The sequence below is a fragment of the Dolichospermum sp. UHCC 0406 genome, assembly GCF_009712025.1.
Taxonomy (GTDB): Bacteria; Cyanobacteriota; Cyanobacteriia; order Cyanobacteriales; family Nostocaceae; genus Dolichospermum; species Dolichospermum lemmermannii.
The window spans coordinates 237,543-250,063 of the sequence record NZ_VILA01000019.1 but is presented as its reverse complement, the minus strand read 5'-3'; the positions used below and the strand labels follow the sequence as shown (position 1 = coordinate 250,063).

Sequence of the window (12,521 nt, the reverse complement as noted above, 5' to 3'; positions counted from 1 at the left end):
CCACGATTATATCCATAAGAGCAAAAGCAAAAGCTAAGAACATCGGAAGCTGGGTGCGGTGAAAGCTGCACGCCCAGATTTAACAGAGAGGGGCGGGAAATAATATTCCCCCTCGACTCTACCAGAATGCAGCTAGAAATATCCTTAGTCGAGGATTGAGTACCGTAGGGCATACGGGAACTTTCATGATAGACATGAGCAACGCTTTAGGAGATGAGTCCTCTACTCAGGCTGGAGAGATCCTGTCTGAGCAAGTCATGTCTTTGATTAAAGAATCCCCGCGTCTTTAGACCGGGGAGTGTCAACCCATAGTGCTTTATATCATTAAAATAGGGAACAGGGAATAGAGAATTGGTAAATAAAAATATATTTCTTCTTACCTCTTCCCTTATTGTTGAAATATTGCTAACTCGGTTTTGGGGTCAAAAAAATGCAGTTTATCAGGCACAAATGATAACCAAAGTTGGTCATTTATCTTTATAAATCTATCTGGGGGAACTCGAACTTGTAAAGTTTGTCCATCTACATTTTGTAAATCAGGATCAGAAATTTTTACAGCTAAAAAAGTGTCATTTCCTAAGTTTTCTACTAAGTCTACTTTGACTGGTAAATTTTTAGTAGCAGGTACACCCAAACTGAGATGTTCTGGACGAATACCCAATATTAAAGTTTGTCCGTCGTAGTTTTGTAACGCACTTCCCCACACATCTGGAAGGGTAAAGCGAAAGTTAGTATGGGTAATTAATAAAGGTGCGTGAAACTCCACAGGGATAAAATTCATGGGTGGAGAACCGATAAATTCCGCGACGAAGCGATTAGCAGGACGATTATATAGTTCTAAAGGTGCTGCAACTTGCTGTATTTTACCTTCTGACATAATGGCAATGCGATCGCCCATTGTCATCGCTTCAGTTTGATCATGGGTAACATAAATCGTCGTTATTCCCAATTGACGTTGTAATTTAACAATTTGGCTGCGGGTTTCAGCTCGTAGTTTAGCGTCCAAATTAGATAATGGTTCATCCATTAAGAATACTTGGGGATTGCGGGCGATCGCTCGTCCTAATGCTACCCGTTGTCTTTGTCCCCCGGAAAGTTGTTTCGGTAACCGATTTAACAGAGTTTCAATTTGTAATAAACCCGCAACTTTTTGGACTCGTTCATTAACAATTCTTTCTTTTGGAGAAATATACCGTAATCCACTAGGTAACTTTTTTGTTAACCCTACAAGTAGATTTTCGCCCCATTGAGTCAGTCTTTTTTTGCCAACTTCCTGATCTGGAAACTGACGACGTAAGCCAAAAGCAATGTTGTCATATACAGTCATGTGGGGATAGAGTGCATAACTTTGAAACACCATAGCGATATCCCTGTCCTTGGGAGGTAAGTCATTAATCAAGCGAAGCCCTGCGGTATCTCCTACCGAAATGTTACCACCAGTCATTACCTCCAGCCCAGCGATTAACCTCAGCAGGGTACTTTTACCGCAGCCAGATGGTCCCACCAGCACCATAAATTCACCATCAGCAATGGTTAAATTAATCCGTCGCAAGACACTTACACCATCTGTACCGTCTGGTTGCGTTTTTGCACCTTCCCCACCGCGAGAGGGAAAACTTTTATAAACATTTTCTAATACAACTTGTGCCACGAGAATTCACTTTAAAATTTATTAATTTGTAAAGGCGGGATTTCTCCACCCATACATTACATATTATACATTGTTTCCCAAGACCCAGATCCTTGACTTCCAGATCCCCGACTTCTTCAAGAAGTCGGGGATCTTATTGATTCTAGCAATTCTTGAATCTGCTGATTAATAATTTTGACATCAAAACGTTGACCGGCACTAATTCTGGCATTATTGGCAATATTCGCAGTTTTTACAGATTCTTGCAGACAATTATGAATCACCTTTGCTAATTCTTGAGGTTCTCCAGGTGTGACTAAAAAACCATTAATCCCATCTTCCACTAATTCTATTGCACCACCAGCTTGAGCCGCAATCACAGGTTTACCACACAGCATAGCTTCAACAATAACTCTTCCAAAAGGTTCAGGTGCAGTGGAAGTATGAGTAATTAAATCACACATTGCCATTAATTTGGGAATATCTGAGCGAAAACCTAAAAAATTGACTCGATTTTCTAACCCCAATCCAGCAACTTTTTGATGTAAATCCTGAATATATTCCTGTTCACCAAATAAAGCATCACCAACTAAAATTACTACCACATTTTCTGGACATTGAGAAAGAGCCTCAATTAAAATATGCTGTCCTTTCCAGGGAGAAAGCCGGCTAAAATGTCCAACAACAAATTTACCTTCTAATTCTAAATTAGCTCGGATTTTTCTAACTTCTAATGCATCAACTTGATAATTTTCTATAGCAAAACCATTATAAACAACTTCAACTATATCCGGTTTTCCTCCAGCTTGTAAAAATGCCGTTTTACTAGCTTGAGAATTAGCAATGACCAAAGCAGCGCAACGATTAATTAAATTAACAGCAACTCGCAAATTAGTTTTACTAAAATGTTCTAGAGAAAGAATATCATGTAAATGATAAACGAGAGGACGACGAGCGAAAAAACTAGCTATTGCCGCGACAACTAAAGCCTTTTGAGTATTAGCATAAATTAAATCATATTTCTTTGCCCGTTGCATAACCTGATTAATTAAAGGAATTATTTGCCCTAAACTAGCTAATGCTGGAAATAAACCACTTTGTTTACCAACTTTAATGGCTTGAGTTGTCAAAACCTCCACAGGAATTTGGTTTTCTTCGAGTAACTTACGAAAATCACCATCTGCGAATAAACCAACCAGGGAATTTTGACCATAAGGTTTAGCAATATCAACTAAACATAATTCAGCCCCACCAGGTTTACCACTTTGGTCTAAGAATAGAATTTTCATACAATCTCTATCATCAATTTAAGCTAGGAGAACTTGCCGAACTTGTTGAGCAATATTAGTCCAATCATAATTTTTAATTGTGTAATTACGACATTCTTCCCTAGAAGGTAAAGGCAGTTTTCCTAACATAACTTGTGCTAATTTATCAGCAATACTTTCAACAGTAATCGCCTCAGTAATTAAATCTGGAGAAAATTTCTGCAAAATTTCTGGCATTCCCCCCACAGGAGTACATAAAACAGGAGTACCACAGGCTAGAGATTCCAAAATAGCTAATCCAAAACCTTCAAAAGATTGACTTGGCATCACAGTTAAATCAGCCGCTTGATAAGCCACAGGTAAATCATTTTCAGGTACAAAACCTAAGAATTGCACATTATTTTCTAAACCTAATTCTCTAGCTTGTTGTTGAAGTAAAGCTTGAATATGACCACGACCAGCTATAGCTAACCAAATATCAGGAATTCCCACTTTAATCATAGCTATAGCTTGCAATAACTTATCAATTCCCATGCGGTGAACTAAGCGACGGGAAGTAAATAATATCGGCCGATTAGTTGGCCAACCTAGTTTTATTCTAGCCTCTTGACGCGAGAGATTATTCTGAAAATGATTAATATCAACTCCACCAGGAATGATGTGAATTTTCTGCCAGGGAACTTGGTATTTTTGATGGAGAATCTGACCAAAAGCTTTACTAAGGACAATAAAGCGATCGCACCGATTATAAGTGCTTTGTTCTATTATTTTTTCCTTTAGCCAAACACTCAACTTTTTATTAACAACTTCCTCCTGACTTTCCGAAGCCCAAGGACCATGAAAGTTAAAAGTAACCGGTACTCCCTTAGGTAAAATATCTAAAATTGGAAAACTATATAATGCAAAATGGAGATTAATTGCATCAGGTTTACCTAATCTTGTTTTCTGAAAATTATCACGAATTGACCATAACCGAGAACTAATTTTACTATCTGGACAAGCTAAATTAGTCAACTTAATCTGTGTATTTTTAGCATCTAGAGGTAAACCCACTCCACATAATTCTACTTGGTCTTGAGATGCTGCTAATTTATGAATTAGTTCATAAATATACCGTTCTAAGCCTCCAGGATTGTTAGGAAACCAACCCGTACCTAAAGTTAGAATAGATGCCGATGCTGAACTTAATTCTATATCTTTACCTGCCACTTACTTATCTCCCTTTTGATAGATAAATTGAGATGAGTTATTTTGATTTATGCTTTTATTTATTTTGTCAATGCCAAGATAATTTATTTTCAGCATAATCTTTTAATACGACGCTGAGAATCAAAATCGGTTTAAATATAAAAATTATTCTATTTCCACAAACAAAATACATCAAAAAAATATATTTACATAACAAATAATAGATACTCGTAAAAATATCAACAGTATCAAGTATAATTTATTTATTTATTTTGAAAATATATATTGTTGATAAAGTTTTGATGAAATTAACTGCAAGATAAAATTTATTTGTTAATTTATGAGTAAGAATTTAAAAGCCTATCCCACAGGGATAAATTAAAAATTCAAAAAGCATATTACAGCAACCGAATTATTTATGCAGATTAGTAAAACTTGCTACAAACTTTATCAATATCTTCATAACTTATTTTCGAGGAGATATTGGCGAAAAAAAATAACTTTCAATATTTTACTTGGTTTAACCTGTGGACTACTTATAACATTTGCCGGAATGACAATGGATTTAGCCACAACTAAAAAATCCAAAGCAGTCAAAACTCCTGAAATTACATATATTACTTCTTGGTTAGGAAATACCATTGGTAATGGTAAATTGCGAGTACAAAATAACATAGAAGGAATGTATGTCAAAGATGATGGGACAATTTACACAAATAGTGCTTGGGATGAAGCTGGTAGTGAAGCAGGAATATATAAAGATGGTAAACCAATTTTTATCCTCCAAGATACACATGGTTGGAATCGTTTAGGGGGTAAAGCAATAACAGTAAATAGCAAATATATTTATATTTCTATGACTCAAGGTGGAGTAGATCAAACTAAAGAAGATTATCCTCCCCAAGGACAAACTTGGTACTGCGTCAGACGTTATGACTTAACAGGAAAACCTGCACCTTTTGAGAAAGGGAATGGCTGGGATAAAAGTATGTTAATTACCAGCAAAAGTCATGAAGTCACAGGAATAGCAACAATAAATAATCACCTATTTGTTAGCAATGCTGGGGAGAATATTGTTCGGGTTTATAATACCGAAACAATGGCAGAAATAAACAAATTTAAGGTTAATAGTCCCGAAAAAATTACCATTGATAAAAAAGGTAGTTTGTGGATTATTCAAAATCAAAAAGGTGCTAAATTTGGAAAAATTGTCAATTATTCTCAAGACGGAAAAAAATTACCAAAAGAAATAATAGATGTTGATAAACCATCAGCATTAGCCATTGATAATCTCGGCAGACTGTTAGTAGCAGAAAATGGGATTAATCAACAATTGGTAATTTACAATATTAATAATCAGCCGGTTCGTGTAGATACTTTTGGGGATAAAAAAGGTATTTTTGGTGGTGTACCTGGAGAAATAAAAACATCCAAACTCTACGGCATTACAGGAGTTGGTACAGATGCAAAAGGTAATATTTATGTAAATAGTAATGGCTTCAATAAATCAGGAACAGATTTAAGAAAATTTTCGCCAGCAGGAAAAATACAATGGCAATTACTAGGATTAATATTTGTAGATAATGCAGATACAGATCCAAAAACAGATGGTGTAAATATATTCACCAAACAAGAACAATATGTCATGGATTATAGCAAGCCTGCTGGTAAACAGTGGACATATAAAGCCTACACAGTTAATCCCTTTAAATATGCTCAAGATCCACGGCTGCATACATCACCAGATGGAACTTTTGTCCGCCGAATTCAAGGAAAACCTTTTCTATTCCTCACAAATATGTTCAACAGCTTTTTGCAAATTTATCGTTTTGAACCAAAAACAGATGGTAAAATTGCAATTCCTGCCGGGATGTTTGTGGGTACTAATGATCAGAATAAACAATCTATTAATGGCAATTGGCCACCCAATCAACCCGCAAACGGAGAATGGATTTGGCGTGATAGTAATGGCAATGGTGCATTTGAAAAAAATGAATATGATAGCAGTCAAGACTATCCCTATATCGGAGGTTGGTGGGTAGATAGCAAAGGAGATATTTGGAAAACTTTGCGAACAGAAGATGGCATTCGTCATTATCCTTTACAGGGATTAGATAGTAAAGGAAACCCCATTTATACCTATAGTTCGATGAAAAAAATCAGGACTCCTAGCACCTTTAAAGACTTGCGACGGATTGAATATTTTCCCGAAACAGATACTATGTATTTATCAGGTTTTACTATTGAACATCCGGCATTTGCTGATGATGCCAAAGTCATAGGATCAGAAATTGCTCGCTTCGATAATTGGAGTAAAGGAAATCGCACTCCCAAATGGCGAACCGTCGTTCCCTACGACACCACAGGTAAAGGAGAAATTGCCACCGCAGCCATGAGTGTAGCAGGTGATTATGTATTTGCAGTGGGTGTCAAAACCGCAGAGGTATATGTTTACAAAACTGCTACGGGAGAACTCGTGAAAAAGATGACTCCAGGTGCAGAAGTTGGGAAAGAAAGTGGTTGGGTTGATATTCCCTATGGTATCCGTGCTTTCCGTCGTGCTAATGATGAATATCTCGTATTTGTCGAAGAAAATTGGCAAGGTAAGGTGCTTATCTATCAGTTTCCTATTTGATTTATAGCCAGTTTAAATAATTTGTGAACTCGGAAATACCCAATTTATTAAATAAGTTGGGTATATAAATCAATTTAGAGTATTTTGGGTGAGCGATCGCTCTTTTATCTAAAATCTTCCCTAATTTACAATTAAATCCTGATTTTTTCCTTATTTTCCAGAGGAAAAACTGCATCGGAAAAATCAATAGTTTCGCCAGCCATGGGTAAATATTCATCATTGAGATATTCACAAAATATAATTTCTACAACATCCAAATTATCATTTTCAGAAATTATAGCTTGATAAATAAAACCATCTTCTGATTTTTTAAAAGCATCATATAAATCAATATTACCAGAACGAATATTTTTTAATCTGCTTTTCGACATGGGAGAATAAAGCCAAGTTTTATGATCTGGTGTTTCATCTATCCAAACAGCTAAAAAAATCTGTCCTGAAGCATTTTGACAGCTAAATAAACAGGGAAAATCATAATATTCATAGATTTCAATAATTTCTAGGTTTACTAGCGGTGGGTATTGTGGTAGTAATTTCATAGATAAACCTCATGTTTAGTCAGGAGAAGTAATATTAACAATTTCAAAATTTTTCCAAGGTTCTTGATTAGCTGGAAACCACCAAGTATGATGATGATTACCTGTTTTTCTGGAAGGTGTATTTAACATTACTCCTAAATCAGAATTTCCATATCCTAATGCTACTTGTTTTTTGCGAAGTGCAGGAACTTTATTACGAGCATTACAAACTCCTGCTGCTGAGGTAAAAACAGAGAGTCCACAAGTTTGACATTCTGTGATGTTTTTAGGGCAAGGTTGATCTATATTTTGTTTACGCCATGATCTAAAATCATCAGATGTAGGAGGGTTATTATCTACCAGACGGTAAATAGTTCCTGAAATTGGTTGAGCAGCTTCAGGAGGGCAATTTTCAGGAAAATACTGAGGCCATTTCATGTTGTTTCTTTTATTTTAATACATTTTTTAAATGATATCACCACCGCCAAGAAATTACGCTAATAGCAAAATCCAGCTAAAGCTGAATGAAGATTGATATTTATTCAGTCTGTTTTAACAGACTTTCGCTATGAGACTGAGAATTAATTCTCAGGCGGTTTTGTGGGATAATGGAAGATGTATATTAACAGCAAAAAACCCTCGATAAATTAACCTAAGGCTTATTGAAATAATCAGATTACTGAAAAAATTAGTGACTTACAAAATTGTACAAACTACAGCAAACAAGAAACTGCTAATTTGCATTTTGACTTTGATTATCGCTGAAATTATGCCATAACTGATATGCAGCATACCCTCCTGCGGCTGCTATTCCTACAGGAACTAAAACTGGCGATGCACTGATAGTTCCAGCATCTGCAACTAATGGAGCTAAACTTGTTATTGCTGCTTGTCCCATAGCTGCTCCAACCGCTACAATGGTAGCTGTGTTTCCAGTAGCAGCGAGTGTTACTGCACTACCAGCAACGATTCCGGTGGTTGCTCCCGCTGCAAACGAGGCGATATTTGAGCAGTTGCTACCAGATTCACATTTAACAACATTTATCTCTATAACTGCTGCACTAGCTGTAGATGGAAAAATAGTTATAGTGCTTACTAAAATCAGCAATGTAGCTAGACACACTGATATTACGCTTTTGGAATTTTGGAATATACGCAGCATTTAAATTTCTTGGTGTATTAATTTGTTTACTCATTATAGAGTAAAGGAATATCAATCACGTCAGCAATCAAACACCAGTCTTCCTCTATTTCAATTTCTATCTTTAAGTTCACATCCCCAAACGGTAAGGTAATAAAAGCCATATTTAGTAAAAATAAACAAAATAGATGACATCCATAGAATCCCACAAAAAAGCCAAAGCCCTCAAACCCGGAAGCGTGCGCCCCGCAAAAGAACTATGTAGCGAATGCGGACTATGCGACACCTACTACATCCACTACGTCAAAGAAGCCTGCGCCTTCATTACCCAAAGAATAGACGAACTAGAAACCACCACCCATAACCGTCCCCGCAACCTAGAAGACGAAAACGAACTTTACTTTGGAGTTCATCAAGAAATGATGTCCGCCAGAAAACAACAACCCATAGAAGGCGCACAATGGACAGGAATAGTAAGCAGCATAGCCATAGAAATGCTAAATCGTGGCTTAGTTGAAGGCGTAGTTTGTGTGCAAAACAGCAAAGAAGACCGCTTTCAACCCATGCCCATCATCGCCCGCACACCCGAAGAAATACTAGCAGCCAAAGTCAATAAACCTACCCTATCCCCCAACCTATCCGTATTAGAACAGATAGAAAAATCAGGAATGAAGAGGTTATTAGTCATCGGAGTAGGTTGTCAAATCCAAGCATTACGAGCCGTAGAGAAAAAACTCGGCTTAGAAAAACTCTACGTACTGGGAACACCATGCGTAGATAACGTTACCCGCGCCGGACTGCAAAAATTCCTAGAAACCACCAGCCGTTCCCCCCAAACAGTAGTCAGCTACGAATTCATGCAAGACTTCCGAGTCCACTTCAAACACGAAGACGGTTCAGAAGAAACAGTCCCCTTCTTCGGCTTAAAAACCAACGTCCTCAAAGACATCTTCGCCCCATCATGTATGAGTTGCTTCGATTACGTCAACTCCCTCGCTGATATCGTCGTCGGGTATATGGGCGCACCTTACCAATGGCAATGGATAGTAGTCAGAAACGATACAGGCAAAGAAATGCTCGAACTCGTCAAAGACCAACTCCACACCCAGCCAGTCACGTCCCAAGGAAACCGCAAACCAGCAGTACAGCAAAGCATACCAGCTTATGATCAAGCCGTCACCTTACCCATGTGGGCAGCGAAATTAATGGGAGTAGTCATAGATAAAATTGGCCCCAAAGGACTAGAATATGCGAGATTTTCCATAGATTCCCACTTTGCGAGAAATTACTTATATGTGAAGCGGAATCATGGAGAAAAATTAGAAGCTCATGTACCGGAGTTTGCGAAGCGGATAGTGGGGCAGTATAAGTTACCGGAATAAGATTTCGCGCAAAGGCGCAGAGGAGCAAAGGCGCAAAGGGAAGAAGAAGGAGGTAAGGTATTAAGAAGGAGGTTTATATGACTGAGAATGAAATTGCGACTCAGATTGTTGATGCTGCTTATAAGATTCATACCAGATTAGGACCAGGGTTGTTTGAATCTGTGTATGAGACTGTTTTGGCTTATGAATTGGAGAGTAGAGGTTTACAGGTAGCAAGACAACAAGCAATACCTGTAGTTTACGAAAGTGTTCATTTACAGGAAGGGTTTCGGGCAGACATCATAGTTGAAAACAAAGTCATCATTGAAATCAAATCCCTAGAAACCCTCCACCCTGTACACAAAAAACAACTTATCACCTATCTAACTCTTGCCAATATACGCCTTGGACTACTCATCAACTTTGGTGAAGTCCTCATCAAAGACGGCATTAAACGCATAGCCAACAAACTTTAACCTCTTCCTTCTCTTCCCCCTCTTCCTTTGCGCCTTTGCTCCTTAGCGACTTTGCGCGAAACTATTCTTAATTCTCCCCCACAGCCTCAATAGCCGCTTGTAAAGCAATAGATACATGAGTCCAATGAGTCCCCCCTTGGCAATAAACCACATAAGGCTCACGCAATGGTCCATCTGCCGATAATTCTAAGGTACTCCCCTCGATAAATGTCCCCCCAGCCATCACCACTTGGCTTTCGTAGCCGGGCATATCGTCGGGTATGGGTTCTAGATAAGATCCTATGGGTGAATGCTGCTGTATGGCTTTGCAGAAGGCGATCAGTTTTTTGGCTGAACCGAGTTTAATCGCTTGAATCACGTCTCCTCTGGGTGCTAATGGTGGGGGGTTGACTGGATATCCGAGTCTGTCAAATATATAACCTGTCAGGTATGTTCCTTTCATTGCTTCCCCTACCATCTGTGGGGCTAAAAATAATCCTTGGAATAACAGGCGGTTTTGATCAAAGGTTGCTCCTCCTTCGCTACCAATACCGGGGGCTGTGAGTCTACAAGCGGCTGCTTCTACTAGGTCGGCGCGTCCGGCTATATAACCACCTGCACTCACGACTGTACCTCCAGGATTTTTGATCAATGATCCGGCTATGAGGTCAGCACCAATATGGGTTGGTTCTTGGGTTTCGATGAATTCGCCGTAGCAGTTGTCTACAAAACAAACGGTGTTCGGGTTTTGCTGTTTAACGATGTGAACAATTTTTTCTATGTCGGCTATGGAGAGGCTTGGCCTCCATGAATATCCGCAGGAACGTTGAATCAATACTAACTTTGTGTTGTCGGTAATGCTAGTGTTTAAGTTTTGCCAATCTATTTTTCCTTGATCAGTTAGTTCCAATTGGCGGTATTTTATGCCAAAATCAATTAGAGAACCTTGGCCTTGTCCTCTCAAGCCAATTACTTCTTCGAGAGTATCGTAGGGAGAACCGACTACTGCTAACATTTCATCCCCAGGACGAAGTACACCATACAGCGCACAAGCGATCGCATGAGTTCCCGAAACAAACTGCACTCGCACCACAGCAGCTTCAGCACCCATTATTTCGGCAAAAACTTTATCTAAGGTTTCTCGTCCTAAATCATCGTGTCCGTAGCCACTTACGCCTGCAAAATGATGTGCGCCTACTCGGTGATGACGAAAGGCATCTAATACTCTTTTAAGATTATGCTTGACCTGAGCGTCAATACCAGAAAAAATTTCTAATAGTGCCTGTTCTGCTTCCCGCAGCCGTTCAAAGCTGTTCATCATTTCCTCATTCAAAAACATAAAATAGATATGCGGATTTTAGGATCTCGCAGATTAGGCTGAACAATTTCTATTCAGGTTACTGCATGACAATTGCTACTTCTAAACCTCCCATTAACTGGGTTAATACCCTATTTTTCGTTTCATTGCACGTCGGCGCTCTATTTGCCTTAATTCCGAGCAATTTTAGCTGGAAGGCAATTGGTGTTGCTTTATTGCTTTACTGGGTGACTGGAGGTTTAGGTATTACTTTGGGATATCACCGTCTTGTCACTCACCGTAGTTTTCAAACGCCTAAATGGCTAGAGTATGTCTTGGTAATCTTTGGGACACTATCTTGTGAAGGTGGTCCAATTGAATGGGTAGGTACACATCGAATTCACCACTTACATTCTGATACTGAATCTGATCCCCATGATTCAAATCAAGGTTTCTGGTGGAGTCACATGGGTTGGATGATTCATTTTGCTCCTGCTCACAGTCAAGTTCCTCGCTTCACTAAAGACATTATTGATGACCCAGTTTATCAGTTTTTACAGAAAAATTTCATTTTATTACAAGTTGCCTTGGGCATAATCCTATATTTCTTAGGTGGCTGGCCAATGGTAGTTTGGGGAATTTTTGCGCGGATTATTTGGGTTTATCACTGTACTTGGTTGGTAAATAGTGCTACTCATAAATTCGGATACCGCACTTATGATTCTGGTGACCAGTCAACTAATTGTTGGTGGGTTGCCATTCTCGTTTTTGGTGAAGGCTGGCACAATAACCACCATGCGTTTCAATACTCTGCCCGTCATGGTTTGGAATGGTGGGAAATTGATCTGACTTGGATGACAATTCAGTTATTACAATTACTAGGTCTAGCGACAAACGTAAAGCTGGCAGAGAAAAAGGCATAAGCAGATTTTCTGCTCAAAGTCAATAGTTTTGTAGTCATTTTTTGGCTGGAAACTATTGACTTTTTGTGTGTAAATAAAGCAATTTTTAATTTGAAATTTTTAATT

At 38.5% G+C, this 12,521-nt stretch carries 11 protein-coding genes and 1 pseudogene; 5 read left to right on the top strand and 7 right to left on the bottom strand.

Going from position 1 to position 12,521, the window contains the following annotated elements:
• Positions 1-122: 122 nt before the first annotated feature.
• Positions 123-290 (top strand): annotated as a pseudogene (locus tag FJR09_RS25460) (RNA-guided endonuclease TnpB family protein); the annotation flags it as partial.
• Between the two features lie 98 nt (positions 291-388).
• Here the strand turns inward: FJR09_RS25460 and FJR09_RS18545 are convergent.
• The 3 genes from FJR09_RS18545 to FJR09_RS18535 all read right to left on the bottom strand — a co-directional run bounded on the left by FJR09_RS18545 (position 389) and on the right by FJR09_RS18535 (position 4,107).
• On the bottom strand, positions 389-1,651 hold the full coding sequence (locus FJR09_RS18545) for an ABC transporter ATP-binding protein (RefSeq protein WP_015083202.1): 1,263 nt from the start codon (positions 1,649-1,651) through the stop codon (positions 389-391).
• Between the two features lie 116 nt (positions 1,652-1,767).
• The gene (locus FJR09_RS18540; RefSeq protein ID WP_015083203.1) at positions 1,768-2,919 is read right to left on the bottom strand and encodes a glycosyltransferase family 4 protein; all 1,152 of its coding nucleotides are present in this window, start codon (positions 2,917-2,919) and stop codon (positions 1,768-1,770) included.
• Positions 2,920-2,937: 18 nt separating this feature from the next.
• Positions 2,938-4,107 carry a glycosyltransferase family 4 protein gene (locus FJR09_RS18535; RefSeq protein WP_168653284.1) on the bottom strand — a complete coding sequence of 390 codons (1,170 nt, stop codon included), beginning with the start codon at positions 4,105-4,107 and terminating at the stop codon, positions 2,938-2,940.
• A gap of 397 nt (positions 4,108-4,504) precedes the next feature.
• Between FJR09_RS18535 and FJR09_RS18530 the strand changes: the two genes are divergently transcribed.
• Entirely contained in the window at positions 4,505-6,721 is a 2,217-nt protein-coding gene (locus tag FJR09_RS18530; protein WP_041458574.1) for an NHL repeat-containing protein, read from the top strand.
• A 131-nt stretch (positions 6,722-6,852) separates the two neighbouring features.
• On the opposite strand, the gene FJR09_RS18525 is transcribed toward FJR09_RS18530, so the two are convergent.
• The 3 genes from FJR09_RS18525 to FJR09_RS18515 form a co-directional block, all read right to left on the bottom strand.
• The gene (locus FJR09_RS18525) at positions 6,853-7,260 is read right to left on the bottom strand and encodes a DUF6575 domain-containing protein (protein WP_168634117.1); all 408 of its coding nucleotides are present in this window, start codon (positions 7,258-7,260) and stop codon (positions 6,853-6,855) included.
• Positions 7,261-7,275: 15 nt separating this feature from the next.
• On the bottom strand, positions 7,276-7,677 hold the full coding sequence (locus tag FJR09_RS18520) for a hypothetical protein (protein ID WP_015083207.1): 402 nt from the start codon (positions 7,675-7,677) through the stop codon (positions 7,276-7,278).
• Between the two features lie 295 nt (positions 7,678-7,972).
• Positions 7,973-8,347 (bottom strand): hypothetical protein, encoded by a 375-nt coding sequence (locus FJR09_RS18515; RefSeq protein ID WP_158310558.1) that lies wholly within the window; start codon positions 8,345-8,347, stop codon positions 7,973-7,975.
• Between the two features lie 221 nt (positions 8,348-8,568).
• Here FJR09_RS18515 and FJR09_RS18510 point away from each other — a divergent pair, with 221 nt between their 5' ends.
• A complete protein-coding gene (locus FJR09_RS18510; protein ID WP_015083209.1) occupies positions 8,569-9,762 on the top strand; it encodes a Coenzyme F420 hydrogenase/dehydrogenase, beta subunit C-terminal domain in 1,194 nt (397 codons plus the stop codon).
• Between the two features lie 77 nt (positions 9,763-9,839).
• Positions 9,840-10,217, top strand: a complete 378-nt coding sequence (locus FJR09_RS18505) for a GxxExxY protein (protein ID WP_015083210.1) — start codon at positions 9,840-9,842, stop codon at positions 10,215-10,217.
• A gap of 67 nt (positions 10,218-10,284) precedes the next feature.
• Here the strand turns inward: FJR09_RS18505 and FJR09_RS18500 are convergent, their stop codons facing one another.
• Complete coding sequence (locus tag FJR09_RS18500; protein ID WP_015083211.1) at positions 10,285-11,514, bottom strand: methionine gamma-lyase family protein; 1,230 nt, start codon at positions 11,512-11,514, stop codon at positions 10,285-10,287.
• An 86-nt stretch (positions 11,515-11,600) separates the two neighbouring features.
• On the opposite strand from FJR09_RS18500, the gene FJR09_RS18495 reads away from it, so the two are divergent.
• A complete protein-coding gene (locus FJR09_RS18495; protein WP_015083212.1) occupies positions 11,601-12,416 on the top strand; it encodes an acyl-CoA desaturase in 816 nt (271 codons plus the stop codon).
• The last annotated feature ends 105 nt before the right edge of the window (positions 12,417-12,521 follow it).

Bases quoted from the DNA above. Each gene is read 5' to 3' on its own strand.
- FJR09_RS18540 (WP_015083203.1), bottom strand. From the start codon at position 2,919: ATGAAAATTCTATTCTTAGACCAAAGTGGTAAACCTGGTGGGGCTGAA.
- FJR09_RS18530 (WP_041458574.1), top strand. From the start codon at position 4,505: ATGCAGATTAGTAAAACTTGCTACAAACTTTATCAATATCTTCATAAC.
- FJR09_RS18525 (WP_168634117.1), bottom strand. From the start codon at position 7,260: ATGAAATTACTACCACAATACCCACCGCTAGTAAACCTAGAAATTATT.
- FJR09_RS18520 (WP_015083207.1), bottom strand. From the start codon at position 7,677: ATGAAATGGCCTCAGTATTTTCCTGAAAATTGCCCTCCTGAAGCTGCT.
- FJR09_RS18510 (WP_015083209.1), top strand. From the start codon at position 8,569: ATGACATCCATAGAATCCCACAAAAAAGCCAAAGCCCTCAAACCCGGA.
- FJR09_RS18505 (WP_015083210.1), top strand. From the start codon at position 9,840: ATGACTGAGAATGAAATTGCGACTCAGATTGTTGATGCTGCTTATAAG.
- FJR09_RS18500 (WP_015083211.1), bottom strand. From the start codon at position 11,514: ATGAACAGCTTTGAACGGCTGCGGGAAGCAGAACAGGCACTATTAGAA.
- FJR09_RS18495 (WP_015083212.1), top strand. From the start codon at position 11,601: ATGACAATTGCTACTTCTAAACCTCCCATTAACTGGGTTAATACCCTA.